25 protein-coding genes are annotated in these 25,969 nt (G+C 73.1%); 19 read left to right on the top strand and 6 right to left on the bottom strand.

Translation table 11 applies throughout. From position 1 onward, the window contains the following. Positions 1-49 precede the first annotated feature (49 nt). The 4 genes from C5708_RS14490 to C5708_RS14505 all read left to right on the top strand — a co-directional run bounded on the left by C5708_RS14490 (position 50) and on the right by C5708_RS14505 (position 7,862). Positions 50-2,548, top strand: a complete 2,499-nt coding sequence (locus tag C5708_RS14490; protein ID WP_242922245.1) for a TonB-dependent receptor — start codon at positions 50-52, stop codon at positions 2,546-2,548. A gap of 85 nt (positions 2,549-2,633) precedes the next feature. Then, positions 2,634-3,311 carry a Fe2+-dependent dioxygenase gene (locus C5708_RS14495; RefSeq protein ID WP_242922246.1) on the top strand — a complete coding sequence of 226 codons (678 nt, stop codon included), beginning with the start codon at positions 2,634-2,636 and terminating at the stop codon, positions 3,309-3,311. A 105-nt stretch (positions 3,312-3,416) separates the two neighbouring features. Then, positions 3,417-6,119, top strand: coding sequence for a PAS domain S-box protein (locus tag C5708_RS14500; protein ID WP_347567022.1), 2,703 nt, complete (start codon positions 3,417-3,419; stop codon positions 6,117-6,119). A gap of 75 nt (positions 6,120-6,194) precedes the next feature. Next, positions 6,195-7,862 carry an MFS transporter gene (locus tag C5708_RS14505; protein ID WP_242922248.1) on the top strand — a complete coding sequence of 556 codons (1,668 nt, stop codon included), beginning with the start codon at positions 6,195-6,197 and terminating at the stop codon, positions 7,860-7,862. 25 nt (positions 7,863-7,887) lie between these two features. Here C5708_RS14505 and modB read toward each other — a convergent pair whose 3' ends face one another. From modB to C5708_RS14520, 3 genes are read right to left on the bottom strand one after another with little or no spacing between them, the layout of a single operon-like run. After that, a complete protein-coding gene (modB, locus tag C5708_RS14510; protein WP_242922250.1) occupies positions 7,888-8,577 on the bottom strand; it encodes a molybdate ABC transporter permease subunit in 690 nt (229 codons plus the stop codon). Continuing rightward, the gene (locus tag C5708_RS14515) at positions 8,574-9,470 is read right to left on the bottom strand and encodes a bifunctional precorrin-2 dehydrogenase/sirohydrochlorin ferrochelatase (protein WP_242922252.1); all 897 of its coding nucleotides are present in this window, start codon (positions 9,468-9,470) and stop codon (positions 8,574-8,576) included. Before C5708_RS14515 ends, modB begins: the two co-directional genes overlap by 4 nt. A 9-nt stretch (positions 9,471-9,479) precedes the next feature. Continuing rightward, positions 9,480-9,821, bottom strand: coding sequence for an MliC family protein (locus tag C5708_RS14520; protein WP_242922254.1), 342 nt, complete (start codon positions 9,819-9,821; stop codon positions 9,480-9,482). A gap of 225 nt (positions 9,822-10,046) precedes the next feature. On the opposite strand from C5708_RS14520, the gene C5708_RS14525 reads away from it, so the two are divergent. After that, positions 10,047-10,520 carry a (2Fe-2S)-binding protein gene (locus C5708_RS14525; protein WP_242922255.1) on the top strand — a complete coding sequence of 158 codons (474 nt, stop codon included), beginning with the start codon at positions 10,047-10,049 and terminating at the stop codon, positions 10,518-10,520. 14 nt (positions 10,521-10,534) lie between these two features. Then, a complete protein-coding gene (locus C5708_RS14530; RefSeq protein ID WP_242922256.1) occupies positions 10,535-12,703 on the top strand; it encodes a xanthine dehydrogenase family protein molybdopterin-binding subunit in 2,169 nt (722 codons plus the stop codon). Here the strand turns inward: C5708_RS14530 and C5708_RS14535 are convergent. After that, entirely contained in the window at positions 12,693-13,304 is a 612-nt protein-coding gene (locus C5708_RS14535) for an NTP transferase domain-containing protein (protein WP_242922257.1), read from the bottom strand. The two genes, C5708_RS14530 and C5708_RS14535, sit on opposite strands and share 11 nt — an antisense overlap. A gap of 45 nt (positions 13,305-13,349) precedes the next feature. Here C5708_RS14535 and moaA point away from each other — a divergent pair, with 45 nt between their 5' ends. Genes moaA through glp form a run of 6 tightly spaced genes read left to right on the top strand, consistent with a single transcriptional unit; the run spans position 13,350 to position 17,339 of the window. Further along, the gene (gene moaA, locus C5708_RS14540) at positions 13,350-14,396 is read left to right on the top strand and encodes a GTP 3',8-cyclase MoaA (RefSeq protein ID WP_242922258.1); all 1,047 of its coding nucleotides are present in this window, start codon (positions 13,350-13,352) and stop codon (positions 14,394-14,396) included. A gap of 5 nt (positions 14,397-14,401) precedes the next feature. Beyond that, positions 14,402-14,647, top strand: coding sequence for a MoaD/ThiS family protein (locus tag C5708_RS14545; RefSeq protein ID WP_242922259.1), 246 nt, complete (start codon positions 14,402-14,404; stop codon positions 14,645-14,647). A 1-nt stretch (position 14,648) separates the two neighbouring features. Continuing rightward, a complete protein-coding gene (locus C5708_RS14550) occupies positions 14,649-15,104 on the top strand; it encodes a molybdenum cofactor biosynthesis protein MoaE (protein WP_242922260.1) in 456 nt (151 codons plus the stop codon). Then, positions 15,101-15,670 (top strand): molybdenum cofactor biosynthesis protein B, encoded by a 570-nt coding sequence (gene moaB / locus C5708_RS14555; protein WP_242922262.1) that lies wholly within the window; start codon positions 15,101-15,103, stop codon positions 15,668-15,670. The genes C5708_RS14550 and moaB overlap by 4 nt, the downstream gene beginning before the upstream one ends. Then, positions 15,667-16,149 carry a cyclic pyranopterin monophosphate synthase MoaC gene (moaC, locus tag C5708_RS14560; protein ID WP_242922264.1) on the top strand — a complete coding sequence of 161 codons (483 nt, stop codon included), beginning with the start codon at positions 15,667-15,669 and terminating at the stop codon, positions 16,147-16,149. The genes moaB and moaC overlap by 4 nt, the downstream gene beginning before the upstream one ends. Next, entirely contained in the window at positions 16,146-17,339 is a 1,194-nt protein-coding gene (gene glp, locus C5708_RS14565) for a gephyrin-like molybdotransferase Glp (protein ID WP_242922265.1), read from the top strand. The genes moaC and glp overlap by 4 nt, the downstream gene beginning before the upstream one ends. A gap of 9 nt (positions 17,340-17,348) precedes the next feature. Here glp and C5708_RS14570 read toward each other — a convergent pair whose 3' ends face one another. After that, positions 17,349-18,326: an XdhC family protein gene (locus C5708_RS14570; protein WP_242922266.1), complete on the bottom strand. Its 978-nt coding sequence runs from the start codon at positions 18,324-18,326 to the stop codon at positions 17,349-17,351. A gap of 115 nt (positions 18,327-18,441) precedes the next feature. On the opposite strand from C5708_RS14570, the gene C5708_RS14575 reads away from it, so the two are divergent. Together C5708_RS14575 and C5708_RS14580 are read left to right on the top strand one after the other, a co-directional pair. Beyond that, positions 18,442-19,314, top strand: coding sequence for an aldo/keto reductase (locus tag C5708_RS14575; protein WP_242922267.1), 873 nt, complete (start codon positions 18,442-18,444; stop codon positions 19,312-19,314). Between the two features lie 16 nt (positions 19,315-19,330). Further along, positions 19,331-20,059 (top strand): NTP transferase domain-containing protein, encoded by a 729-nt coding sequence (locus C5708_RS14580; RefSeq protein ID WP_242922268.1) that lies wholly within the window; start codon positions 19,331-19,333, stop codon positions 20,057-20,059. Positions 20,060-20,066: 7 nt separating this feature from the next. Here C5708_RS14580 and ald read toward each other — a convergent pair whose 3' ends face one another. After that, positions 20,067-21,182, bottom strand: coding sequence for an alanine dehydrogenase (ald, locus tag C5708_RS14585; protein ID WP_242922269.1), 1,116 nt, complete (start codon positions 21,180-21,182; stop codon positions 20,067-20,069). 111 nt (positions 21,183-21,293) lie between these two features. Between ald and C5708_RS14590 the strand changes: the two genes are divergently transcribed. The 5 genes from C5708_RS14590 to C5708_RS14610 all read left to right on the top strand — a co-directional run. Next, a complete protein-coding gene (locus C5708_RS14590) occupies positions 21,294-21,935 on the top strand; it encodes a TetR/AcrR family transcriptional regulator (RefSeq protein WP_242922270.1) in 642 nt (213 codons plus the stop codon). Continuing rightward, positions 21,932-22,915 (top strand): HlyD family efflux transporter periplasmic adaptor subunit, encoded by a 984-nt coding sequence (locus C5708_RS14595; RefSeq protein WP_242922271.1) that lies wholly within the window; start codon positions 21,932-21,934, stop codon positions 22,913-22,915. The genes C5708_RS14590 and C5708_RS14595 overlap by 4 nt, the downstream gene beginning before the upstream one ends. Next, the gene (locus C5708_RS14600; RefSeq protein ID WP_242922273.1) at positions 22,912-23,856 is read left to right on the top strand and encodes an ABC transporter ATP-binding protein; all 945 of its coding nucleotides are present in this window, start codon (positions 22,912-22,914) and stop codon (positions 23,854-23,856) included. Before C5708_RS14595 ends, C5708_RS14600 begins: the two co-directional genes overlap by 4 nt. After that, on the top strand, positions 23,853-24,983 hold the full coding sequence (locus C5708_RS14605; RefSeq protein WP_242922274.1) for an ABC transporter permease: 1,131 nt from the start codon (positions 23,853-23,855) through the stop codon (positions 24,981-24,983). The genes C5708_RS14600 and C5708_RS14605 overlap by 4 nt, the downstream gene beginning before the upstream one ends. 192 nt (positions 24,984-25,175) lie before the next feature. Next, on the top strand, positions 25,176-25,969 hold a 794-nt coding region (locus C5708_RS14610), incomplete at its 3' end, for an outer membrane beta-barrel protein (protein WP_242922275.1).

Consider the following 25,969-nt stretch of genomic DNA (forward strand, 5'->3'; position numbering starts at 1 on the left):
ATTGAAACTCGGCCGGTGTGTGCGGCCAGGGTTCGGGGGTTATCAGGTCATGACAGGTTCGCCGCGGCTTTCGGGTCGGTTTCCGGGCGTCACGGCGCGCGCGCGTTCGGCCCAGCTCGGCGTCGGCGCGGCGCTGATCGGCGCGGCCGGCCTGGCCCTGGCTCCCGGCGCGGCCCTGGCCGACGCGGCCGCCGACGCCGGCGCGCCCGAGGTCTCCGGCCTCACCGTCCAGGCCAAGCAGCCCAACACCCTCGACCACGGCACCGGCCTGGCCGTGCTGCCCTCGACCCTGCAGGACACCCCGCAGACCGTGAACGTCATCCCGGCGGCCCAGCTCAAGGAGCAGGGGATCAACACCCTGGAGCAGGCGCTGCGCAACGTGCCCGGCATCACCGTCGCCATCGGCGAGGGCGGCACGCTGAACGGCGACCAGTTCAAGATCCGCGGCTTCGACGCCAAGGACGACGTCTATGTCGACGGCCTGCGCGACTTCGGCGTCTACACCCGCGACAGCTTCAACTACGAAGAGGTCCAGGTGTTGAAGGGCCCGTCCGGGGCCATGTTCGGCCGCGGCGCCACCGGCGGGGCGATCAACACCATCTCCAAGAGCCCGCACCTCAAGGACGAGACCAGCCTCGACGGCTATGTCGGCAACGGCGACTATTACCGGGCGCTGGCCGACATCAACCGGCAGATCAACGCCACCACCGCCGTGCGGCTCAACCTGATGGCCAGCTCGACCGGCGTGGTCGACCGCGACGAGGTCAAGTCCGACCGCTGGGGCGCGGCGCTGTCGGTCGGCTTCGGCCTGGGGACCGACACCACCCTGGTCGCCTCGTATCTCCACCAGCACGACGACCGCACGCCCGACTACGGCGTGACCATCGTCCAGCCGCCGGGCCAGATCATCGCCAGGCCGGTGACCGAGTACGGGGTCGGGGTCTCGCGCTCCAACTTCCTGGGCTACAGCGCCGACCGCGACCGCACCGACGCCGACATCCTGACGGTGCGCCTGACCCACAAGGCCGCGCCCTGGCTGACCCTGACCAGCGACAGCCGCGTCGGCGCCTATTCGCGCTATTTCCAGTACACCACCGTCGACCAGTGCAACGCCGCCTGCACGGCCGCCCTGTTCGACAACAACCCGGCCACCATCCCCTATGGCGGCATCGGCGGCTCGGGTCCCTACGACCAGGACGCCTGGGGCGTGCAGAACATCTCGACCGCGCGGATCGACTTCGACGTCGGCGGCTTCAAGAACCAGCTGATCGCCGGCGTCGACCTGTCCTACCAGAGCAACAAGAAGACCTTCTACGCCTACACCCTGCCGGTGGGCCTGACGGCGCGCACCCAGATCCCGCGCGACCTGATCAACCCGCCGCACGGCTTCCCGGACGGCTATTCGGTCTATCGCCCGACCCTGACCGGCTGGTCCTGCAACGCCTCGGCCTGCACCCGTCCGACCCCTGGCGGGACGCAGTACTCCAACGCCACCAGCGCCTATGTCGTGCAGTCGAACGGCGAGGCCAGCGACCTGGCCGCCTTCGTCACCGACCGCCTGTGGCTGACCGAAGCCTGGTCGGTGATCGGCAGCGTCCGCTTCGACCGCTACAACGCCGACTTCGACACCCTGACGCTGGGCGGGACCTACGCGCCGCTGAAGTCCAAGTCGAACCTGACCAACCCGCGGGTGTCGGTGGTCTACGAGCCCAGCCCGAACCAGACCTTCTACCTGTCCTGGGGCCGGTCGGCGACGCCGCAGGGAACCTCGATCGTCGGCGCGGCCACGGCCATCGCCCTGACCAGCAAGGACCTGTCGCCGGAGATCAGCGAGAGCTGGGAGCTGGGCGGCAAGGTCGGCCTGTTCGGCGGGCGGCTCGGGCTGTCGGCGGCCCTGTTCGACGTCAAGAAGGACAACGCCCTGCAGAGCGACCCCGCGACCGGCGCGCTGCAGGCCCAGTCGGGCGAGCGCCAGGAGGTCAAGGGGCTGGAGCTGGGCCTGACCGGCAAGATCACGCCGGCCTGGACCATCAACGCAGCCTATTCCTACCTCGACGCCGAGATCAAGGAATCCTACTCCAACTGCACGGCCGCTCCGGCGCCGATCCCGTCGACGGCCCCGACGGGGGTGGTGTGCCCGGTCGGCGTCGCCGCCGCGACCCCGGTGCTGAACGCCGTCGCCGTCGGCCGCCAGACCACCTACGTGCCGAAGAACAGCGCCTCGGTGTGGACCAGCTACGACCTGCGCGACCTCGCGCCCGGCCTGTCCCTGGCGGGCGGCGTCACCTGGCAGGACAAGGTCTATCTGAACTACGCCGCCGCCAGCGCCTCCTACGCGGACCGCTCGACCCTGGTCGCCTCGCGCATCGCCGAGGCCCCCCAGAACTTCCAGATCGACGCGGCGGCCACCTACCGGTTCGACCGCTATCGCGTGGCGCTCAACGTCTACAATCTGACGGACGAGCTGAACTACGCCCAGGTGTTCGCCAACCGGGCCGCGCCGGCGGCCGGCCGCACCTTCATCCTGTCCTTCGGCGCGACGTTCTGATCTCCTCCCCCACGGGAACGTCGCGTTCCCGGGACGGCTCCATCCCCCTCGGAGCCGTCCCACCCCTTTCGCGGAGGCCGACGGCATGATCGTCCAGGTTCCCCAGGTGCTGTCTCCCGAACAGGTGGCCCACTGCCGCCGGACGCTGGAGGGCGCGGCCTGGGCGGACGGGCGGATCACCGCCGGCGTCCAGTCGGCCCGCGCCAAGCGCAACCTGCAGGTCCCGGAGGACTCGGCCGAGGCGCGGACGCTGGGCGAGATGATCCTGGGCGCCCTGGGCCGCAACGAGACCTTCGTCTCGGCCGCGCTTCCCCTGCGGGTCTTCCCGCCGCTGTTCAACCGCTACGACGCCGGCATGGGGTTCGGCGCCCATGTCGACAACGCCATCCGCTTCGCCGGAGGCGTGCGCTTCCGCACCGACGTCTCGGCGACGCTGTTCCTCAGCGGGCCGGAGGACTACGACGGCGGCGAGCTGGTGATCGACGACGCCTATGGCGAACACGCGGTCAAGCTGGCCGCCGGCGACATGATCCTCTATCCGGCCGCCAGCCTGCACCGGGTCGAGACGGTCACGCGCGGCGCCCGCTGGGCGGCGTTCTTCTGGGCCCAGTCGATGGTCCGCGACGACGGCCGCCGCAGCCTGCTCTACGACATGGACCGCTCGATCGGCCAGGCGCGGGCGGCGCTGTCCGACGACCATCCGGCCGTGCTGGGGCTCACCGCCGGCTATCACAACCTGCTGAGGATGTGGGCCGAGACCTGATCCCGCGCCGCCTCGATATTTCGCGTAGAAATTGAACCGGCGATTTACCGTTGTCGCCGATAGTCACGGGTCGGCGCGTGCTGCGCCCGGGGCTGGGAGAGCGGCGTGGAAGCCGGACATCAGGGCAATGGGGCCGCCGCGGCCAGGGCGATGGGCGCCGAGGCGCGCCTGGCGGGCTGGTTCTTCGAGAACGCGCCGGACCTGTTCGCCGTGATCTCCTCCCAGGGACGGTTCCTCGCCGCCAATCCCGCCTGGTCGGCCGCCACCGGCTGGGGCGCCGCCGACCTGATCGGCCGCGGCGTGCGCCGCTTCGTCCACGCCGACAGCCTCGACGAACTGGCCGAGACGCTGCGCCGGCTGCGGCGCGACGGCCACGCCCGCTGCGTGCTGAAGGCGGCGACCGCGGCGGGCGGCTGGGTCTGGCTGCGCGGCCATTGCCGCCTGGGACCGGACGGCGAGGTGATCGGCCTGTTCCACGACGTCACCGAGGCCAGCCGCGCCGAGGCCGAGCTGGAGCAGGCCCGGCGGATGAGCTCGCTGCTGTCCGAGGCCGCGGGGGTGGGTTCGTGGAGCTACGACCCGCGCGAGGGACGCATCGACTGGTCGCCGGAATGGCGGGTCATGCTCGACGAGGCGGGGGTGCGCCTGGAGAGCCTGGAGGACCTGCGCGCCGTCAGCCATCCCGACGACCTGCCCGAGATGATGCGGGTGCTCGGCCGCGCCCTGTTCAACGGCCGGCCCGGCCGCTTCGAGCATCGCCTGCGCCGGGCCGACGGCGGCTGGCTGCGGCTGCGCGCCCATATCCACGCCGACGCCCTGGGCGGCGGCGACCATCGCATCCACGGCATCTCGCAGGACATCACCGAGATCGCCGAGGCGCGCGACGCGGCCCTGCGCGGCGAGCAGCAGACCCGCCAGATGGTGCAGGAAGCCCCCTTCGCCGTGGCCATGGTCGACCGCGACCTGCGGTTCATGGTGGTCAGCCCGCGCTGGATCGAGATCTTCGGCCTGACCGCCGAGGACTATCTGGGACGGCGTCCCGAGGACCTGCTGCCGAGCGCGCCCCAGCATATCCGCCAGGCCTATCGTCGGGCCCTGGACGGCGAGGTGGTGTCGCGCAGCGAGGACCGGCTGCTCGACGCGGCCGGGCGGCGGCACTGGATCCGCTGGGAGGTTCGCCCCTGGCGTGACGCGTCCGGCGCGATCGCCGGCGTGCTGGCCTATATCGACGACATCTCGGCCATGGCCCGCGCCCGCCAGGACGCCCGCGCCTACGCCCGCCGCCTCAAGGTGGCCCTGGGCGCGGCCGACGCTGGGGTGTTCGAGCTGGACTACGAGCACCAGACCTTCTGGGCCTCGCCGGAGTTCCTGCGCCTGACCGGACGGCGGCTGACCTACGCCGACGCCACCTTGCCGGCCTGGCCGATCGTCCATCCCGACGACGCCGAGGCGGTGGCCCAGCGCACGGCTCGCTGGCGGGCGGGCGAGCCGATCGAGCCGTTCGACTTCCGCCTGCTGCGTCCCGACGGCCAGGTGCGCTGGACCCGGTTCTATTACGAGCTGAAGAAGGACGCGTCCGGGCGCTGGCGCAAGGCCGCCGGCCTGCTGATGGATTTCGACGACCACAAGCGCCAGGAGCTGGCCCTGATCGCCGCCAAGCGCGCCGCCCAGGAGGCGGCCGAGGCCAAGTCGCGCTTCGTCGCCAACATGAGCCACGAGATCCGCACCCCGATGAACGGCGTGCTGGGCGTCCTGCACCTGCTCAAGGGCGAGGACCTGTCCGCCGACGGCCGGGTGATGCTGGAGGAGGCCCTGGCCTGCGGGCGGATGCTGCAGGAGCTGCTCAACGACGTCGTCGACTTCTCCAAGGTCGAGGCCGGCCGCCTGGAGCTGGTCGAGGAGCCCTTCTCGCCGGCGGCGGTCGCCGAGGGCGTGGCCAGCCTGCTGCGGCCGCAGGCCCAGGCCAAGGGCCTCAGCCTGACCGTCGACGTCTCGGCGGCGCCGGCCTGGGTGCGGGGCGATCCCGTCCGGCTGCGCCAGGCCCTGTTCAACCTGATCGGCAACGCCGTGAAGTTCACGCTGGAAGGCTGGATCGCCGTGCGGGCCCGTCCCGTCGAGGGGCCGCTGGGCCCGCGCCTGGTGTTCGAGGTCGAGGACACCGGCGTCGGCATTCCCGAGGCGGCGCGGGGACGGCTGTTCGAGCGGTTCCATCAGGCCGACGCCTCGACGACGCGCCGGTTCGGGGGCTCGGGCCTCGGCCTGGCCATCACCCGCCGCCTGGCCGAGCTGATGGGCGGCGGCGTCGGCTTCGCCTCGACCCCCGGCTCGGGCTCGCGGTTCTGGCTGGAGATCGGCGCCCCGGAGGCCGAGCCGCCGCAGGTCGCGGCCGGGGAGAGCCCGGCCGCCCTCGACGGCCTGCGGGTGCTGATCGTCGAGGACAACGCCGTCAACCGCATGATCGTCACCAAGATGCTCGAACAGCTCGGCGCCTCGGTCGAAACCGCCGAGGACGGCCTGGAAGGCGTAGCGGCGGCCTCGCGCAGCGCCTTCGACCTGGTGCTGATGGACGTCCAGATGCCGGGAATCGACGGGCTGGAGGCCAGCCGCCGCATCCGGGCCCTGCCGCATCCGGCCGGGGCGACGCCCATCGTCGCCCTCACCGCCAACGTCATGGCCCACCAGCGCGAGGCCTACGCCGCCGCCGGGATGGACGGGGTGGTGGGCAAGCCGATCTCGCCGGCCGCCCTGCTGGGCGAGATCGCCCGCCTGGCCGCCGAGGCGCCCGCAACGCACACCGCGGTGGCCTGATCCGTCTGTCGCGCCGCCCCGCTTTCGTCCCCGCCGGACGGGTGCTAGATCACGGCGAAACAGGGGAGGAAGACCATGGCCGAAGTGACGGCTGAGCAAGCGCCGCAAGGCGTCAAGAAGCCGGCGTCCTTGACCACGGTGGTGGCGGCCTCCTCGGCGGGCACCGCCTTCGAGTGGTACGACTTCTTCATCTTCGGCAGCCTGACCCAGGTCATCTCCAAGACTTTCTTCGCCGGTCTCAACGAGACGGCCGGCTACATCGCCGCCCTGGCCCTGTTCGGGGCCGGCTTCGCCTTCCGGCCGCTGGGGGCGCTGGTGTTCGGGCGCATCGGCGACCGCGCCGGCCGCAAGGGCGCGTTCCTGGCCACGGTGCTGCTGATGGGCGGGGCGACCTTCGCCATCGCCCTGCTGCCGACCTACGCCCAGGCCGGCCTGATCGCGCCGGGGCTGCTGATCCTGATGCGCATCGTCCAGGGCTTCGCCCTCGGCGGCGAATACGGCGGCGCGGCGATCTACGTCGCCGAGCACGCCCCGCCCGGCCAGCGCGGCTGGCTGACCAGCTGGGTGCAGACCTCGGCCGCCTTCGGCCTGTTCGCGGCCCTCGGCGTCATCCTGGTCTCGCGCATGGCGGTGGGCGAGGCGGCGTTCAACGCCTGGGGCTGGCGCATCCCCTTCGCGGTGTCGGCCGGCCTGCTCGCGGTGTCGGTGTGGATGCGCCTCAAGCTGAGCGAGAGCCCGGCCTTCCACCGCGTCAAGGAGGCCGGCGAGACGTCCGAGCGGCCCTATGTCGAGGCCTTCGGCCGCTGGGGCAACCTCAAGCTGGTGCTGCTGGCCTTCTTCTCGATGATGTCGGCGCAAGGGGCCGTCTGGTACACCAGCTTCTTCTACATCCAGGTGTTCATGGAGAAGTTCCTCAAGGTCGACGCCGCGACCATCAACACCCTGATGATGGCGGCGACGGCGGTGAGCGCGGTGTTCTACTGCGTGTTCGGCTGGCTGTCGGACAAGATCGGGCGCAAGGCGGTGATGCTGGGCGGCATGACCCTGGCCCTGGCCTTCTACTTCCCCGGCTTCCACCTGCTGGAGCGCGCCGCCAACCCGGCCCTGGCCGAGGCCTCGGCCGCGACGCCGGTGACCGTCTCGGCCGATCCGGCCGGCTGCGCCCTGCAGTTCGACCCGGTGGGCAAGGCCGCCTTCGTCTCGTCCTGCGACATCGCCAAGAGCGTGCTGGCCAACGCCGGGGTGTCCTACGCCAACCAGGCCGCGCCGGCCGGCGCGCCCACCCTGATCAAGGTCGGCGGCGCGACCGTCGTCTCGCGGGACGCGCGCGGCCTGGACAAGGCCGCCGCCAAGACGGTCAAGGCCCGGGTCGAGGGCGAGATCAAGGCGGCGCTGCTCAAGGCCGGCTATCCGGCCAAGGCCGATCCGGCCCGCATGAACATGCCGGCCATGCTCGGCGTGCTGTTCGTGTTCGTCGTCGCGGCCACCGCCCTGTTCGGGCCGTTGGCCGCCTGCCTGGTCGAGCTGTTCCCCACCCGCATCCGCTACACCGCCCTGTCGCTGCCCTATCACATCGGCACCGGCTGGGTCGGCGGCTTCGTGCCGTTCACCGCCTTCGCCATCGTGGCGGCGACGGGGAACATCTATTCGGGCCTGTGGTATCCGGCGGCGTTCACGGCGCTCAGCGTGCTGACCACCCTGTTCTTCCTGCCCGAGACCCGGCGCCGCTCGATCGACGCCTGAGGCGCTCCCTCCGGCGCCGCGCCGTCTAGCCGCGCGCCCAGCGTACGGCCAGGCGGCCGGCGGCGTCGGAGACCAGCACCGCCGCGACCGCCAGCAGGCCGGCCACGGCGCTGAGCGCCAGGGCTCGCGCCTCGGCGCCCGGGCTCTGGACGGCGGCGTAGATGGCCGCCGGCAGGGTCAGGCTCTCGCCCGGAATGGCCCCGACGAAGGTGATGGTGGCGCCGAACTCGCCCAGGGCCTTGGCGAAGCCCAGCACGGCGCCGGCGGCGATCCCCGGCGCGGCCAGGGGCACGGTCACCGAGACGAACCGCTGGACGGGGCCGGCGCCGAGGGTGCGGGCCGCCTCGTCGACCTCGCGGTCCTGGGCCTCTATGGCCACCCGGATGGGGCGGACCATCAGCGGGAAGGCCATCACGGCGGCGGCCAGCGCCGCGCCCGTCCAGTTGAAGGCGAACACCACCCCGATCTTGGCCAGGGCCGCCCCGACCACGCCCCGCCGGCCGAACAGCATCAGCAGGGCGAGGCCGGTGGCCACCGGCGGCAGCACCAGCGGCAGGTGCACGAGGGCGTCCAGCAGCCGGCGGCCGGCGAAACGCCCCCGGGCCAGGGCCTGGGCGCACAGCACCGCCAGGGGCAGGCCGGCCAGGGTCGCCGCCGTCGAGACCTTGAGCGACAGCAGCACCGCCTCCAGGTCGTCGGGGCCGAGCAGGCTCATCCCGGCGGCGCGGCCGGGATCGGCTCGACCGTCATGCCGGCCGTTTCCAGCGCGGCCGCGACGCCGTCGCGGGCCGGGTCGGCGGACAGCACCACGACCTCCAGCCGGGCGGCCGCCCATTCGGCGGCGGCGGCGGCGTCGACCGCGGCGGCGGGCGTGCGCCGCGCGTCGCGCCGGGCCAGGGCCTCGACCGCCGGGTCGATCCCCGCGCCGGCGACCACCACGTCGGCCTCGGCCAGGGCGCGGGCGGCGCGCAGGGTCAGAAGGTCGGCCGGGCCGGCGGCGGCGACCAGACGCGCCCGTCCCCGCCGGGCGAGAGGCGAGGCCAGGGCCTCGCGCAGCAGGCGGGCGGCGGTCTCCGTGTCGCCCTCGGCGGCGGCGCGGGCGGTCGGGCCCGACAGGACCCCGCGCAGGAAGGCCCGGCGGGCGGCGAGGTCGGGCAGGGCGGCGCGCACCTCGTCCTGCAGCCGCCGCAGCAGCGCCGCGACCCGGCCGGCGCCCTCGGGGACCCGCGCCTCGATGTCGTTGCGCAGCAGGGCGGCCAGCATCGGCGCGGCGCCGCCGGTGCCCACCGCCGCCACCACCTCGCCCCGGTCGATCACCGCCGGAGTGGTGAAGTCGCACAGCGCCGGCCGGTCGACGACATTGACCAGTGCGCCGGCCTGGCGCGCGGCGGCGGCGGCGGCGCGGGCGAAGGCCTCGTCCCCGCCGGCGACGAAGGCCAGCAGGGCGCCGGCATAGGCTTGCGGCGACAGCGCCGCCGCCGCGTCCAGGCGCACGATCTCGGCCGGCGAGTTGGCGAACAGCGCCGCCTTGGCCTCGGCCGCCTCGCCGTCGCCGACGATCGCCACCTTGCGGCCGGCCAGGGGGAAGAAGGCGGGGAAGGCGTCCATGTCGCGGCGTCAGCGTTCCTTGCAGCCGCTGTAGGGGCCGCCGGGAAAGCCGTCGAGCATGGCCTCGGGGCCCTTGCTCCAATACTCGAACGCTCCGTCGGCGTAGCGCGCGCCCGAGGCCGAGACCGCGTGCGGCAGGGTCTTCTCGACGCCGCCGGCCTTGACCGTCACGAAATCCGCCCCGCGCGGAAAGGCGACGCCGAAGCCCTTGCCGCCGTCGCAGGCGTAGTCGACCGTCGGTCGCGGCGGCCCCGGGCGGGCCCCATCGGCGGACGAGGCGCCGCCGGTGCATCCCGCCAGCAGCGCGGCGCAGGCGAGGACGGCGAACGGGGACGGGACGGCGTATCGCATGTCGGGGCTCTATGCGGCGGGACGGAGGCGGCAGGCTATCGCGGGGGCCGCGCCGCGTCGCGAATTTTTCTCTGGCGCGACCGGGCCTGAGCAGCGTTAAGATGCCGCCTGCGCCGGCCCGTGAACGCCGGCCCGGCCCAGCGGCGCAACACCGCCTGGACCGACGACAGGCGCGTTCCTGCGGCGGGCTTTCCGCCGCGGCGACGCCGCCAGGGAGGACGGCGAATGGCGACCACGCTTCAGATCAACGGCCAGGCCCGCGACGTGACGGCCGGCCCGGACACGCCCCTGCTGTGGGTGCTGCGCGACGAGCTGCACATGACCGGCACCAAGTACGGCTGCGGCGTCGCCCAGTGCGGGGCGTGCACCGTGCATCTGGACGGCCAGGCGGTGCGCTCGTGCCAGACCCCGATCGGCGCCGTGCCGGCCGGCGCGAAGATCACCACCATCGAGGGCCTGGGCGGGACCCATCCGGTGCAGGCCGCCTGGGTCAAGCACGACGTGCCCCAGTGCGGCTACTGCCAGTCCGGCCAGATCATGTCGGCGACGGCCCTGCTGACGGCGACGCCCAAGCCGACCGACGCCGACATCGACGCGGCGATGAGCGGCAACATCTGCCGCTGCGGCGCCTATCAGCGCATCCGGGCGGCGATCAAGGACGCGGCCGGCGTCGCCCCCGCCGCCCCGGCGGCGGCCTGAGCGGAGGACCGGACATGAACGCTCCCGTCAATCCATCCGACCTGTCCACCGCGACCCGCCGCGGCCTGATCGTCGGCGCCGCCATGGTCGGCGGCAGCCTGCTGGTCGGCTGCTCGCCGGCCGACATCCTCAGCCTGGGCGCGCAGAAGGTCGACAGCGCCTTCGGCCCGTTCGTCAAGATCGGCGCCGACGGCTGGGTGACGGTGATCTCCAAGCACCAGGAGATGGGCCAGGGCAACCACGCCGGCCTCGCCGCCATCGTCGCCGAGGAGCTCGACGCCGACTGGAGCAAGGTCAAGGTCGAGGAAGCGCCGGCCAACGCCAAGCTCTACGGCAACACCCTGATGGGGGTTCAGGGCACCGGCGGCTCCACCGCCATCAACAATTCCTGGGACCAGCTGCGCAAGGCCGGCGCCGGGGCGCGGGCGATGTTCGTCCAGGCCGCCGCCGCGCGGTTCGGCGCCCAGGCCGGCGACCTGACCGTCAAGGACGGGGTGGTCTCCGACCCCAAGAGCGGCAAGTCGGCCAGCTTCGCCGAGCTGCTGCCCGACGCGGCCAAGATCAAGCCGCCCGAGAACCCGACGCTCAAGGACCCCAAGACCTTCACCCTGATCGGCACCGACCGGGTGCGGCGCAAGGACAGCCTGGCCAAGGCCACGGGGACGGCGCGTTACACCCAGGACGTCCAGCTGCCCGGCATGCTGGTGGCCATGGTCGCCCATTCGCCCCGCTTCGGCGGCAAGGTGAAGTCGTTCGACGCGGCCGCCGCCAAGCAGGTGCCCGGCGTGGTCGACGTGTTCGAGATCCCCACCGGCGTGGCGGTCACGGCCCAGAACACCTTCGCCGCCCGCCAGGGCCGCGACGCGCTCAAGGTGACCTGGGACGACGACAAGGCCGAAAAGCGCGGCTCCGACGTCATCCTGGCCGAATACAAGCAGATCGCCGCCGGCAAGGGGCCGGCCGAGATCAAGGCCCAGGCCTTCGAGACCAAGGGCGACGCGGCCAACGCCTTCGGCGGCGACGTCTTCCGCGCCTCCTACGACTTCCCGTTCCTGGCCCACGCCACCATGGAGCCGATGAACTGCGTCGCCCAGGTGCAGGGCAATTCGGTCAAGCTGACCTTCGCCTCGCAGGTCCAGACCCTGGATCAGCTGAACGTCGCCAAGGTGGTCGGGACCCTGCCCGGCGCGGTGGAGATCGAGACCCTGTTCGCCGGCGGCTCGTTCGGCCGGCGGGCCAATCAGGACTCGGACTATGTCGTCGAGTGCGCCCACGTCGCCAAGAAGACCGGCGGCAAGCCGGTCAAGCTGGTCTGGACCCGCGAGGACGACATGACCGCCGGCAAGTACCGGCCGCTGACCTATCACGATGTCGTCGTGAAGCTGGGGGCTGACGGCTTCCCCGCCGCCTGGCGCCATCGCATCGTCACCCAGTCGATCACCAAGGGCATGCCGATGCAGAAGGGGCTGGACGAGACCACGGTCGAAGGGACCAAGGGCTCGCCCTATCTGAAGGCGACGCCGGTGGTCGACGCCCAGGTCTACATGCCCGAGCTGCCGGTGCCGGTGCTGTGGTGGCGCTCGGTGGGCGCGACCCACACCGCCTTCGTCATGGAGCACACCATCGACCAGCTGGCCAGGAAGGCCGGCCAGGACCCGGCGGCCTACCGCAAGGCGCTGTACCAGAAGGCCGGCGCGGCCCGCCATCTGGCGGCGCTGAACCTCGCCCTCGAAAAGGCCGGGCCGACGCCGACGCCGGGCTGGACGCGCGGCGTGGCGGTGCACGAGAGCTTCGGCTCGGTGGTCGCCCAGGTGGCCGAGGTCCAGGTCAAGGACGGCGAGCCCAAGGTCGGCCGGGTGGTCACCGCCATCGACTGCGGCGTCGCCGTCTCGCCCGACCAGATCGCCGCCCAGATGGAAGGCGGGACCTGCTATGGCCTGTCGGCGACCCTGTTCGGCCAGGTCACGCTCAAGGACGGCCTGGTCGAGCAGACCAATTTTGACACCTACCGCGTGCTGCGCATCAACGAGGCCCCCCAGGTCGAGACCCACATCGTGCCGTCGGGCGAACACCCCAGCGGGGTGGGAGAGCCGGGCACGCCGGTGATCGGCCCGGCCGTGGCCAACGCCATCCTGGCCGCCACCGGCCAGGCGACCAACAGCCTGCCGATGGTCAAGGCCTAGCGGCCAGGTCCTCGCGTCGGTCGATGTCGAACAGCACGCCGTCGGACGGTGCGGGGACCTGGGCCAGCCTCGGCCCCAGGGCCGCCAGCAGGGCCCCCGCCCCCCGGTCGCCTCGCAGGGCCGCGACCTGGGCGAACAGGCTTCGCCGGATCAGCACGGGGTGGCCCCGCCGGCCTTCCCAGACCGGCGCGGCGGCCTCCGTCCCCGGCGCCAAGGCGTCCGCCAGCGCCCCGCCGATCCGCAAGGGGAGATCGGGCATGTCGCCCAGGAAGATCATCGCCGCCGCCGCGTCCGCCGGCAGGCTGGCCAGCCCGGCCCGCAGCGAGGCCGCCAGGCCCTCGGCGTGGTCCGCGGCCTCGATCAGGCGCAGGCGGTCCGTCGCCCCCGTGCGCTCGGCGAACGCCCGTGCGGCCTTCGCCACCGCCGGGTCGGCCCCGAAGGTCACCGCGACCGTTCGGCAGGGGGCGGCGAACGCCGCCGACAGGGCGCCGTCGAGCAGGACGCCGTCGCGCCACGCAGCGGTCAGCTTGCCGCCGCCGAACCGCGCCCCGGCGCCGGCCGCCAGGACGATCGCCTCGATGGTCTCGCCCGCCTCGTTCACCGCGCCCTGTCCCTGTCCTTCGATCGCGCCTATTCTAGCTGAGCGATGACGCCTTTCGACGCGCTGAATTCCGACACCGCCGCCAGCGCCGCCGCCATGACGCGGCGCGGGCCGCTGATCGACGGCTTCGGTCGCGGCGTGACCTATCTGCGCGTGTCGGTCACCGACCGCTGCGACCTGCGCTGCGTCTACTGCATGGCCGAGCACATGCAGTTCCTGCCCAAGGCCGAGGTGCTGAGCCTCGAGGAGCTGGACGCCGTCGCCTCGGCCTTCGTCGAGCTGGGCGTGCGCAAGCTGCGCCTGACCGGGGGCGAGCCGCTGGCGCGCAAGGGCTTCATCGACCTGGTCGCGCGGCTGTCGCGCCATCTGGCCGGGGGCGGGCTCGACGAGCTGACCCTGACCACCAACGGCGTGCGGTTGGCCGAGTTCGCCGCCGACCTCGCCCGGCTCGGCGTGCGGCGGATCAACGTCTCGCTCGACACCCTGAAGCCGGATGTCTTCCAGCGGCTGACCCGTCGCGGCGACCTTTCCAAGGTGCTGGCCGGGATCGACGCGGTCCAGGCCGCCGGCCTGGCGGTCAAGCTCAACGCCGTCGCGCTCAAGGACGCCAACGCCGCCGAGCTGCCCGACCTGATCGCCTGGGCGCACGGGCGCGGCATGGACATCACCCTGATCGAGACCATGCCGCTGGGCGAGGTCGAGGCCGACCGCACCGAGCAGTTCCTGCCGCTGTCGCGGGTGCGGGACGAACTGGCCTCGTTCTGGACCCTGACCGACCTGCCGCTGAACACCGGCGGCCCGGCCCGATATGTCCGGGTCGAGGAGACGGGCGGCCGCCTGGGGTTCATCACGCCGCTGACGCACAATTTCTGCGAGGCCTGCAACCGGGTGCGCCTGACCTGCACCGGAACCCTGCACACCTGCCTGGGGCGCGAGGACGCCAGCGACCTGCGCGCGGTGCTGCGGGCCGGCGGCGACCTGGCCGACGCCATCCGCCTCGCCGTGAGCGGCAAGCCGCAGGGCCACGACTTCCATATCGAGCGCGGGGCCGCCCCGGCCGTGGCCCGCCACATGTCGACGACGGGGGGCTGAGCGCCATGGCCCGCGTGCTGTTGTTCGGCCCCTTGCGCGACCTGGCCGGTTGGCGCGAGCGCGAGATCGCCCCGCAGCCGGCCAGCCTGTTCGGCCTGAAGGCGGCGCTGAGCGCCCTCGACCCGGAACTGGGCGAGGCCATCGCCGCGCCGGGGGTCCAGGTCGCCGTCGACAAGGCCCTGGTGCGCGGCGACGTCGCCCTGGCCGCGACGAGCGAGATCGCCTTCCTGCCGCCGATGAGCGGGGGCTGAGGTGACGATCCGTGTACAGATCGATCCCTTCGAGCCCGGCGCCCTGCTGGGCGGCTTCTGCGCCGGCCGCTCGGAAAGCGGGGCGGTGGTCAGTTTCACGGGCCTGGCCCGCGCCGAGCACGGCGCGACGGCGGCGCTGGAGCTGGAATCCTATCCAGGCTTCACCGAGGCGCAGATCGCCCGGATCGCCGAGGACGCCCGCCGCCGCTTCGGGCTGGACGATCTTTTGGTGGTGCACCGGACGGGCGAGATTCTGCCGGGCGAGGCGGTGGTGTTCGTCGCCGCCGCCGCGCGTCACCGCCGCGCCGCCTTCGAGGCCGCCGACTATCTGATGGACTATCTCAAGAGCCGCGCGCCGTTCTGGAAGAAGGAGCACGGGCCGGAAGGCTCGCGCTGGATCGAGCCGCGGGCCGAAGACCACGACGACCTCGAACGCTGGGAGAAGACGCCCCTATGAACGCCCCCTTCGCCGCCGAGACCAAGCCCGGCCCCGGCGGCCGCATCGACGAGTCGCTGCCGCTGAAGCCGGTGCGGGTGGCGGTGCTGACCGTGTCCGACACCCGCGACGAGGAGAGCGACACCTCCGGCCATCTGCTGGCCGAGCGCGTGACCGGCGCCGGGCACGTGCTGGCCGGCCGCGCCCTGGTCCCCGACGACAAGGCGGCCATCCGCGCCCAGGTCGCCGGCTGGATCGCCGCCGGCGAGGTCGACGCCGTCGTCACCACCGGCGGCACCGGCCTGACCGGCCGCGACGTCACGCCCGAGGCGCTGGAGCCGCTGTTCGACAAGACCATCGACGGCTTCTCGGTGATCTTCCACATGGTCAGCTACCAGTCGGTCGGTCTGTCGACCCTGCAGTCGCGGGCGACGGCCGGGATCATCGGCGGGGTGTTCGTCTTCTGCCTGCCCGGTTCGAACGGCGCGGTGAAGGACGGCTGGGACAAGGTGATCGCCGCCCAGCTCGACAGCCGCCACCGTCCCTGCAACATGGTCGAGCTGATGCCGAGGCTGATGGAGAAATGAGCCGCCTCACCCACCTCGACGCCGAGGGCCGGGCGCGGATGGTCGACGTGTCGGACAAGCCGGCGACGGCGCGCGAGGCGGCGGCCGCCGGCCTGGTGCGCATGGCGCCGCAGACCCTGGCGCTGGCGCTGTCGGGCGAGGCCAAGAAGGGCGATGTGATCGCGGTGGCCGAGCTGGCCGGGGTGATGGCCGCCAAGAAGACCGCCGACCTGATCCCGCTGTGCCACCCACTGGCCCTGTCCAAGGTCGCGGTCGAGATCGCCGAGGCGCCGGGCGAGGGGCTGGCGGTGACGGCGCGGGTCAAGACCACCGGGCCGACCGGGGTCGAGATGGAGGCCCTGACCGCCGTATCGGTGGCCTGCCTGACTCTCTACGACATGCTCAAGGCGGCGGATAAGGCGATGACCATCGAGGCGGTGCGGCTGATCTCCAAGACCGGCGGCGCCTCCGGCGACTTCTCGCGGGGCGACGCGGCGTGAACAATCTGGCGGTGGAGGAGGCGCGCGCGCGCATGCTGGCGGGCGTCGTGCGGCTGGGGGTCGAGGTTGTCGGCCTGGAGGTCGCCGCCGGCCGGGTGCTGGCCGAGCCGGTGACCGCCGTCCGCGACCAGCCGCCCTTCGCCGCCTCGGCCATGGACGGCTGGGCGGTGCGGGCCGCCGACGGCGCCGCGCCGCGCCGCATCGTCGGCGAGAGCGCCGCCGGGGCGGGCCATGGCGGCGTGCTGGGCGCGGGCGAGACCGTGCGCATCTTCACCGGCGCCCCGGTTCCGGCCGGCGCCGACGCCGTGCTGATCCAGGAGAACGCCGCCCGCGACGGCGACATGATGATCCCGGCCCAGGCGGCGCAGGCCGGGGCCTTCGTGCGGCCGCCCGGCGGCGATTTCCAGGCCGGGGCGGCCTTGCTGGCGGTGGGCGAGCGGCTCGACCCCTGGCGGCTGGCCCTGGCCGCCGCGGCCGGGCGCGACCGCCTGACGGTGGCCCGCGCGCCCAGGGTCGCCATCCTGTCGACCGGCGACGAGCTGGCGCCGGCCGGCGGCGAGGCCGGCCCCTGGCAGATCTTCGATTCCGCCGGCCCGGCCCTGGCCGCCCTCGTCCGGGCCTGGGGCGGCGAGCCGCGAAGGCTGGCGACGGCGGGCGACGACCGCGCCGCCATCGCCGAGCGCGTGCGCGCGACGGCCGGCGACCTGGTGGTCACCATCGGCGGGGCCTCGGTCGGCGATCACGACCTGGTCAAGCCGGCCCTGGCCGAGCTGGGCCTGGTCCAGACCGTCGGCGGCCTGAGGATGCGGCCGGGCCGGCCCACCTGGTTCGGACGATTGGCCGACGGCCGGCCGGTCCTGGGCCTGCCGGGCAATCCGGCCTCGGCCCTGGTCTGCGCCGAGCTGTTCCTGCGGCCCTTGCTGGCGGCGATGCAGGGCGGCGATCCGGCGTTGCGGCTGCGGCCGGCGAGGCTCGCCGCCGACCTTCCGGCCGGCGGCCCGCGCGAGCACTGGATGCGCGGCCGCCTGGTCGCCGGCCCTGGCGGACCGGAGGTCGAGGCCTTCCCCGATCAGGACTCGTCGCTGGTCACGGTGTTCGCCCAGGCCGACGTGCTGCTCCGCCGGCCCATCGACGCGCCGCCGGCGCGGGCGGGCGACCTGATCGAAACCTTGCCGCTGGCCCGGTCGTGAAGCCGGCCCTCACGGGATAAGGCTGGCGGGCAGGTTGCGCGCGGCGATGATCTCGCCGATCACGGCTACCGCCACCTCCCATGGAGCCTTGCCGCCGAGGTCGAGGCCGATGGGCGCGCGCAGGCGGGCGAGGGCGGTCTCGTCCAGGCCGTCCCGCCGCAGCCGGTCCAGGCGCTCGGGCAGGCGCCGCCTCGCGCCGAGCAGGCCGACATAGCCGGCCGGGGACGGCAGGGCGGCGAGGGCGGCCGCGTGGTCGCTGTCCAGGTCGTGGGTGGCGACGGCGATGGCCGTCCACGGATCGACGCCGGTCGCCCGCAGCGCTGAGGCCGGATCGTCGCGCCGATAGGCGAGGCCGGGCAGGGGCGGCGGCGTGACCGGCCCCTTGGGACGGACAAGGGTGGTCTCCATGCCGGCCTGCAGGCCCAGGGAGGCGATGGCCAGGGCGGTCGGGTCGCCGCCGATGACCACCAGCCGCGGAGCCGGGTCATGCCGGCGGGCGAGGCCGAAGGGCGCGCCTGTCTCGACGCAGGCCGGCGCGTCGGCCGGGGCGGGCGCGCAGCTTCGGATCACCCCATCGGTCCGCCACAGGGCCGGACGGCGTTGGTCGGACAGCGACAGCAGGGCCGCCAGGGCCGGGTCGTTCGGCGCGACGCGCTCGACCAGCAGCTCGATGCGCGCGCCGCACAGCAGGCGGATGTCCGGCCAGGGGCCGCCCTCGCCATAGACCAGCCGCCGGGGCGCGCCGTCGGCCAGGGTCGCCGCGGCGTGACGGGCGACGTCGCCTTCCACGCAGCCGCCGGACAGGAAGCCGCTGACCTGGGCGTCCGCGAACAGCATCTGGGTCCCGACCGGGCGCGGGCCGCCGCCCTCGACCCGGTGCAGGGTGACCAGGGCGGCCGGGCGTCCCGCCGCCCGCGCCTCGCGCAGCGCGGGGCGGACGTCGTCCGTCAAACCAAAGAGCGGCCAGTCGGGAAGCGTCTGCGTCATGGGGCCAACTTGGCGCGGCGCGGCGCGGCGTCAAGCCTTCGGTAACCTCCTGATACGGCTTCATTAATGACTTGCCCCTAGGGTGGCGTTCCGTTTGGACCTTCCCCCTGGATCGATGAGCGCACCGCTTTCCAAACTCGGCCTCGGCGCCGCTCAGTTCCGTTTCGACGGGCCCGCCGCGCGTGGCCGTGCGCCGGAAGCCGAGGTCGGCGACATCCTGTCGATCGCCGCCCGCTCGGGCCTGACGCTGCTGGACGCCTCGACCCCCTACGGCCACGCCGAGCAGGTGATGGGCGAGCGCATGCCGCGCCCGACGCCGTTCCGGGTCATCCTCAAGACCGCCCGCGCCGACCGCGGCCCCGACTATGTCGAGACCGAGGCCCGCGCCTCCCTGCGCCGCCTGGGCCTTGAGCGGGCCTACGCCATCGTCGTGCAGTCGGCCGGCGACCTGTTCGGCCCGCACGGCGGGGCGCTGTGGGACCGGCTGCTGCGTCTGCGCGATCTCGGCCTGTTCGAGCGCGTCGGCGTCTCAGCCTGCGCTTCCGACGACCCGCTCGGCCTGACCCGCCGCTTCAAGCCCGACATCGTCCAGGCCCCGGCCAGCCTGCTGGACCAGCGGCTGCTGGCCGACGGCTCGCTGGCGACGCTGGCCGACTGGGGCGTCGAGGTCCAGCTGCGCTCGATCTTCCTGCAGGGGCTGCTGTTCCTGCCCGCCGACCGCGCGCCCGGCGCGATGAAGGGCGCGGCCACCGCCATCTCCCGCGTGCGCCGGATGATCGCCGAGGGCCGCAGCGACCCGCTGCAGGCGGCGCTGGGCTTCGCCCTGTCGCGGCCCGAGGCCTCGTCGGTGATCGTCGGGGTGACCTCCGCCGCCGAACTGTCCGCCGTGGTCGCGGCGGCGCAAAGCCCGCCTCCCGAACTGGACTGGGACCGCATGGCCGTCGACGACCCGGCCGCGCTCGATCCCGACCGGTGGGTCGCCGCCTAACCCCGGAATCGCCGCCATGATCCTCGCCATCCTCGAAGCGCACGCCGGCCGGACCCGGACCTACGACGCGCCCAGGGGCGTGCTGCGCGGGGCGATCATGGCGCCGCTGCGCGGGGAGCCGATGATCTGGCGTCAGATCGAACGCATCCGCCGGGCCCGGACCCTGACCAAGCTGGTGGCCGCCGTCAGCCGCGATCCGGTCGACGATCCCCTGGCCGGCTATCTGGTCTCGCGCGGGCTGACGGTGTTCCGCGCCGGCGGCGAGGACCCCCTGGCCGCCTGCGCCCGGTGCGTCGCCGCCGCCGGGCCGGTCACGCATGTGGTGCGGCTGTCCGCCGACTGTCCGCTGACCGATCCGGCCGCCATCGACGAGGCGGTCCGCCTGGCGCTCGCCAGCCGCGCCGCCCTGGTTTCCGCCCCCGGCCTGCCGCGGGGCCTGGAGGTCGAGGTGATCCGCGCCGCCGACCTCGCCGTCGCCGACGAGGAGGCCGCCAACCCCGCCGAGCGCCTCAGCCCGGCCGCCTATCTGCGCGCCCGTCCCGATCGCTTCGCGGCCGCCGGCCTGACCGCCGCCGTCGACCGCTCGGGCCTCGACTGGACCGCCGACCGGCCCGCCGGCTTCGCCTTCGTCCGCGCCGTGTTCGACGCCCTGCACGAGGCCGACCCCGAGTTCGGCCTCGACGACGTGATCGATTTCGTCGAGACCCGTCCCGACCTCGCCGAGGGCCTGGCCGCGGCGGCTTGAACCCGCTTCAGTCCTTCCAGGCCCCGTAAGGGTCGGAGAAGCGCCGGCCGAACGCCTGGGCCACGGCCGGGTGGGTGATCTCGCCGTGCAGGACGTTGAGGCCCTTGGCCAGATGGCGGTCGCGGGCCAGGGCCTCCAGGCCGTGGTCGGCCAGCTCCAGGCCGAAGGGCAGGGTGGCGTGGACCAGGGCTTCGGACGAGGTGCGCGGCGCCGCCCCCGGCATGTTGGCCACGCAATAGTGGACCACGCCGTCGACCACGTAGGTCGGCTCGGCGTGGGTGGTCGGCCGGCTGGTCTCGAAACAGCCGCCCTGATCGATGGAGACGTCGACCAGCACCGAGCCGGGCTTCATCCGCGACAGGTGCTCGCGCTTGACCAGCTTGGGCGCCGCCGCCCCGGCGGTCAGCACGGCGCCGATGACCACGTCGGCCTTGAGGATTTCTTCCTCGATGGCGTCGAGGGTCGAATAGCGGGTGAGGATGCGGCCGTTGAACAGGTCGTCCAGGTCGCGCATGCGGGGGATCGAGCGTTCGACCACCACCACCTCGGCTCCCAGGCCGGCGGCCATGCGCGCGGCGTTGGTCCCGACCACGCCGCCGCCCAGCACGCACACCCGCGCGGGCGGCACCCCCGGCACGCCGCAGAGCAGAAGGCCCATGCCGCCGTTGTGCTTGAGCAGGGTCTCGGCCGCCGAGAACACGGCGATGCGGCCCGCCACCTCGGACATCGGGGCCAGCAGCGGCAGGCCGCCGCGGGCGTCGGTGACCGTCTCGTAGGCGACGGCGGCGCAGCCGGACGCCAGCAGGCCGTCGGTCTGGGCCGGGTCGGGCGCCAGGTGCAGATAGGTGAACAGGATGTGTCGGCGGGCCAGCCGCGCCCATTCGACCGGCTGCGGCTCCTTGACCTTGACCACCAGCTCGGCCGCCTCGAACACCTCGGCGGCGTCGCGGGCGATGTCGGCCCCGGCCCGCCGGTAGCCGTCGTCGCCATAGCCGGCGCCCAGTCCGGCCCCGGCCTGGACCAGCACCGAGTGCCCGCGTGAGACGTACTCGCGCACCGCCGTCGGGGTCAGGCCGACCCGGTGCTCGCCGGGCTTGATCTCCGCTGGAACGCCGACGCGCATGCCGCTTCTCCTCCGCCGCCCCGCAAGGAACGCGCAAGGCCGAGAAGATTTCCCGTTGCGGCGCTATTTGAACGGATTTAAATAACTGACCAGTCAGTTATGGAGAGCAGCATGACGCCGGGCGAACCCAAGTTCCGCAGGCGCAAGGAGGCCCGGCCGGGCGAGATCGTCGCGGCGGCCCTGCAGGTCTTCGCCGAGCGGGGGTTCGCGGCGGCGCGCCTGGACGACATCGCCGCCCGCGCCGGCGTCAGCAAGGGCGCGCTCTACCTCTATTTCGAGACCAAGGAGGACCTGTTCAGGGCGGTGGTGCGCGACGCCGTCGCCCCCAACCTCGACGCCGCGGCCGCCGTCATCGGCGCCGGCGCGGAGGACTTCGCCGGGTGCGTCCGGGCCCTGGCCGGGCGGCTGTCGGCGCTGCTGGCCGCCGGGCCGTTCGCGGCGGTGGCCAAGATGGTCGTCGGCGAATCGCGCAACTTCCCGGACCTGGCCCGCATCTGGCACGACCAGCTGGCCGGCCGGGCCCTGGCCCTGCTCACCGGCCTCGTCGCACATGGCCAGGCGCGCGGCGAGGTCCGCGCCGGCGATCCCCGGTTCTACGCCTTTTCGCTGGCCGGGCCGCTGGTGATGGGCGCCCTGTGGCGCGAGGTGTTCATCCCGGTCGGCGCCGCCCCGCTCGACCTGCAGGCGCTGGCCGCCCAGCATGTCGAGACCGTGCTCGAAGGGCTGCTGGCTTCGCGGGGGGCGCACGTATGAACCGGGCCGCGCGCGTCGCCGTCGCCGGGATCGCCGTCGCCCTGGTCGGCTGGGTGGCGTGGCGGGCCTGGGGGCCGCGTTCCGACGACGCCGACGTGCTGTCCGGCTATGTCGAGGGCGAGACGCTCTACCTGTCCTCGCCGACGGCGGGGCCGGTCGGCGAGGTTTCGGTGGCGCGGGGCCAGAGGGTGGCCGCCGGCGCGCCGTTGTTCGCCATGGACCCGGCGGCGGCCGACGCCGATCTCGCCCGTGGCGCGGCGGCCGTGGCTCAGGCCGAGGCCCAGGCCCGCGACGCGCGCAAGGGCCAGCGGCCGGCCGAGCAGGCCGTCTTCGACGCCCAGGCCGCCGCCGCCCAGGCCCAGCTGCGCGAGGCCCGCGCCGATCTCGACCGCGTCCGCCCGCTGGTCGCGCGGGGAATCTACGCCCCGGCCCGGCTGGACCAGGCGCGGGCGACCTATGACGCCGCCGTCGCCGCCGTCAGCACGGTGGAGCGGCAGAAGCGGGTGGGCGCGCTCGGCGCCCGCGTCGACGCGGTGGCCGCCGCCGACGCCGCCGCCGCCCAGGCGCGCGGCGCCCTGGCCGGGTCGGACGTGCAGCGCGCGCGGCTGGCGCCGACGGCCCCGGCCGCCGGCCGGATCCAGGACGTGTTCTTCCAGAAGGGCGAATGGGCGGGCGCCAACCAGCCGGTCGTGGCGCTGATCCCGGACGGGCGGGTGCGCATCCGCTTCTTCGCGCCCGAGGCCGAGGTCGCGGCCTACCGCCCGGGCGAGACGGTGCGGTTCTCCTGCGACGGCTGCAAGGCCGGGCTCTCGGCCCGGATCAACTATGTCAGTCCCCAGCCGGAATTCACCCCGCCGGTGATCTACAGCCGCAAGAGCCGCGACCGGCTGGTGTTCCTGATCGAGGCGCTGCCGGACGATCCGCGCGGGCTCGCCCCCGGCCAGCCGGTGGACGTGGCCCCGATCGGGGGGCGGCGATGAACGCCGCGCCGGACTTGGCCGTCGAGGTCGAGGGCCTGACCAAGCGGTTCGGCGACAAGACCGTGGTCAAGGACCTGTCGATCCGGGTCGACGCCGGGCGGATCACCGGGTTTCTGGGCCCCAACGGCTCGGGCAAGACCACCACCCTGCGCATGTTGTGCGGCCTCCTGACCCCCGACGGCGGCCGGGGGCGCTGCCTGGGGCTGGACATCCTGGCCGACGCCGCCGCCATCAAGCGCCAGACCGGCTACATGACCCAGAGGTTCTCGCTCTACGAGGACCTGACCATCGAGGAGAACCTCGACTTCATCGCACGGGTCTACGGCCTCGACCGCCGGCGCCCGCGGGTGGCCGAGGCCCTGGAGCGCCTGGGCCTGGCCGACCGCCGCCGGCAGCTGGCTGGGGCGCTGTCGGGGGGCTGGAAACAGCGCCTGGCCCTGGCCGCCTGCGTGCTGCACCAGCCGCGCCTGCTGCTGCTCGACGAGCCGACCGCCGGCGTCGATCCCAAGGCGCGGCGGGAGTTCTGGGACGAGATCCACGCCCTCGCCGCCGGCGGCATGACCGTGATGGTCTCGACCCACTACATGGACGAGGCCGAGCGTTGCCACGACATCGCCTACATCGCCTACGGACGGTTGATGGCGAGGGGAACGGCCGAAGCGCTGATCGCGGCCTCCGGCCTGGTCACCTTCAACGTCGAAGGTCCGGGAACGGACGGGCTCCAGCGCGAGCTCGCCGGCGCGCCCGGCGTCGAGATGGTCGCCCCGTTCGGCCTGGCCCTCCATGTCAGCGGGATCGACCGCGCGGCGCTGGAGGCGGCGATCGCCCCCTATCGGCGGGAGCCCTGGCGCTGGACAGAGGCCGCGCCGACCCTGGAGGACGTGTTCATCAGGCTGATGGCGCAGTCCACGGACGACTACGCCGGGCGGGCGGCGGCGTGACGGGCGTCTCCCTCACCCGGATCTGGGCGGTGCTCGACAAGGAGTTCATCCAGCTGCGCCGCGACCGGTTGACCTACGCCATGATCCTGATCATGCCGATCGTGCAGCTGCTGCTGTTCGGCTACGCCATCAACAACGATCCGCGCCACCTGCCGACGGCGGTGCTGGTGCAGGACGATTCGGCCTTCGCCCGCTCGACCCTCGCGGCGCTCAAGGTCTCCGGCTATTTCGACATCGTCGGCCAGGCGCGGACGCCCGCCGAGCTCGACCGCATGGTGGCGATGGGCGAGGCCCAGTTCGCCGTCACCATCCCGGCCGATTTCACCCGCCGCGTGGTGCGGGGCGACGGCGCGCAGATCCTGGTCGAGGCCGACGCCTCCGACCCGGCCGCCACCAGCGGCGCCGTCGCCGCCCTGACCGGGCTGCCGGCCGCGGCGCTCAGGCGCGACCTGGTCGGCGCGGCGGTGTCCCCGCCTGCGACAACGCCCTTCGAGGTGGTCGTGCACCGCCGCTACAATCCGGAAGCGGTCACTGCCTACAACATCGTGCCCGGACTGCTCGGGGTGATTCTCTCGATGACCCTGGTGATGATGACCGCGCTCGGCGTCACGCGGGAGTACGAGCGGGGCACGATGGAGAGCCTTCTGGCCACGCCCGTGCGGCCGATCGAGGTGATGATCGGCAAGCTCGCCCCCTATGTCGTGGTCGGATTGCTGCAGACGGCGGTGATTCTGACGCTGGCGCGGGCCCTGTTCGACGTGCCCATGGGCGGCGGCTGGCTGGCCCTCGGTCTGGGGGTGGTGCTGTTCATCGCCGGCAGCCTGGCCCTCGGCTTCCTGATCTCCACCGCCGCGCGCTCGCAGCTCCAGGCGATGCAGATGTCGTTCTTCTACATGATGCCGTCGATCCTGTTGTCCGGATTCATGTTTCCTTTCAAGGGGATGCCGAATTGGGCCCAGGCCCTGGGAACCGTCATCCCGGTGACGCATTTCCTGCGGGTGGTTCGCGGGGTGATGCTCAAGGGCCACGGGGTGGGGGAGACCTGGCCCAGCCTGTGCGCGCTCGCCCTGTTCGTGGCGGCCGTGGCGGCGCTGGCGATGGCGCGCTACCGAACGACGCTCGACTAGAAAAATGTAAACATTCGGCCGTTTAGGTTGAAGATCGTGAACATAAACAGCTAGTCTAGCCGTCGCGTTCGCTGGCTCTAAAAAAGCGGAGGTGTGGCTCTGCCGACACTTCCAGGCGTTTTAGGCCTTGATATAACGGGGCTCGGCCGCTCGCTGGCCGCAGCACTGAGGGCACAAGAGAGGGCTCTTGAAATGAAACTCAAACTCCTGGCGGGAGCGTGCTTGGCTGCGGTCGCCGTAGCCTCCGTCGCTTCGGCTGAAGATCGTGGTTGGTATGGAGCGCTGGATATCGGCTATCACGCGCCGGAATCCATCAAGGCGCACTCGTCGAACAACGATCCGACCGGCGTCCGCTACAACTGGAACTGGTCGGCCGACAACGACTGGGCCGGCTTCGCCCGTCTGGGCTATCGCTTCACGCCGAACTGGCGCGTCGAACTCGAAGGCGGCTACCGTCCGGGCGACCTGAAGTCGGTCTCCAGCGGCGCCAGCGCCATCCAGGGCCTGTGCACCCCGGGCGTCACCCGCTCGGCGGCGGCCCCGAACTGCGGCAAGCCGAACGGCTCGTTCGAATCCTGGACCCTGATGGCCAACGCCATCTACGACATCCTGCCGGATTCCCCGATCAATCCGTTCGTCGGCGCCGGCCTCGGCGTCAACCACGCGACGATCGACGCCCTGGGTCAGTTCTCGAACGTGGGCGCGGTCACCGCGGCCAACCCGGCGATCCAGAACCTGACCGTCGACAAGAGCGACACCGCGTTCGCCTGGCAGCTGATCGGCGGCTTGGCGTGGAAGGCGACCGATCGCCTGAACGTCGACCTGACCTATCGCTACCTGGGCGGCTCGGACCTGTCCTGGTCCACGGCCGGCTCGGTCGCGACCGGCCTGCAGCCGGGCAAGTTCCAAGGCGAATACCGCGATCAGTCGGTGACGCTGGGCCTGCGCTACTCGTTCGCCTCGCCGCCGCCGCCGCCGCCTCCCCC

It is taken from the genome of Caulobacter sp. CCUG 60055, assembly GCF_022750545.1.
Lineage (GTDB): Bacteria > Pseudomonadota > Alphaproteobacteria > Caulobacterales > Caulobacteraceae > PUIC01.

Bases quoted from the DNA above. Each gene is read 5' to 3' on its own strand.
- C5708_RS14490 (WP_242922245.1), top strand. From the start codon at position 50: ATGACAGGTTCGCCGCGGCTTTCGGGTCGGTTTCCGGGCGTCACGGCG.
- C5708_RS14495 (WP_242922246.1), top strand. From the start codon at position 2,634: ATGATCGTCCAGGTTCCCCAGGTGCTGTCTCCCGAACAGGTGGCCCAC.
- C5708_RS14505 (WP_242922248.1), top strand. From the start codon at position 6,195: ATGGCCGAAGTGACGGCTGAGCAAGCGCCGCAAGGCGTCAAGAAGCCG.
- modB (WP_242922250.1), bottom strand. From the start codon at position 8,577: ATGAGCCTGCTCGGCCCCGACGACCTGGAGGCGGTGCTGCTGTCGCTC.
- C5708_RS14515 (WP_242922252.1), bottom strand. From the start codon at position 9,470: ATGGACGCCTTCCCCGCCTTCTTCCCCCTGGCCGGCCGCAAGGTGGCG.
- C5708_RS14520 (WP_242922254.1), bottom strand. From the start codon at position 9,821: ATGCGATACGCCGTCCCGTCCCCGTTCGCCGTCCTCGCCTGCGCCGCG.
- C5708_RS14525 (WP_242922255.1), top strand. From the start codon at position 10,047: ATGGCGACCACGCTTCAGATCAACGGCCAGGCCCGCGACGTGACGGCC.
- C5708_RS14530 (WP_242922256.1), top strand. From the start codon at position 10,535: ATGAACGCTCCCGTCAATCCATCCGACCTGTCCACCGCGACCCGCCGC.
- moaA (WP_242922258.1), top strand. From the start codon at position 13,350: ATGACGCCTTTCGACGCGCTGAATTCCGACACCGCCGCCAGCGCCGCC.
- C5708_RS14545 (WP_242922259.1), top strand. From the start codon at position 14,402: ATGGCCCGCGTGCTGTTGTTCGGCCCCTTGCGCGACCTGGCCGGTTGG.
- moaB (WP_242922262.1), top strand. From the start codon at position 15,101: ATGAACGCCCCCTTCGCCGCCGAGACCAAGCCCGGCCCCGGCGGCCGC.
- moaC (WP_242922264.1), top strand. From the start codon at position 15,667: ATGAGCCGCCTCACCCACCTCGACGCCGAGGGCCGGGCGCGGATGGTC.
- C5708_RS14570 (WP_242922266.1), bottom strand. From the start codon at position 18,326: ATGACGCAGACGCTTCCCGACTGGCCGCTCTTTGGTTTGACGGACGAC.
- C5708_RS14575 (WP_242922267.1), top strand. From the start codon at position 18,442: ATGAGCGCACCGCTTTCCAAACTCGGCCTCGGCGCCGCTCAGTTCCGT.
- C5708_RS14580 (WP_242922268.1), top strand. From the start codon at position 19,331: ATGATCCTCGCCATCCTCGAAGCGCACGCCGGCCGGACCCGGACCTAC.
- ald (WP_242922269.1), bottom strand. From the start codon at position 21,182: ATGCGCGTCGGCGTTCCAGCGGAGATCAAGCCCGGCGAGCACCGGGTC.
- C5708_RS14590 (WP_242922270.1), top strand. From the start codon at position 21,294: ATGACGCCGGGCGAACCCAAGTTCCGCAGGCGCAAGGAGGCCCGGCCG.
- C5708_RS14595 (WP_242922271.1), top strand. From the start codon at position 21,932: ATGAACCGGGCCGCGCGCGTCGCCGTCGCCGGGATCGCCGTCGCCCTG.
- C5708_RS14600 (WP_242922273.1), top strand. From the start codon at position 22,912: ATGAACGCCGCGCCGGACTTGGCCGTCGAGGTCGAGGGCCTGACCAAG.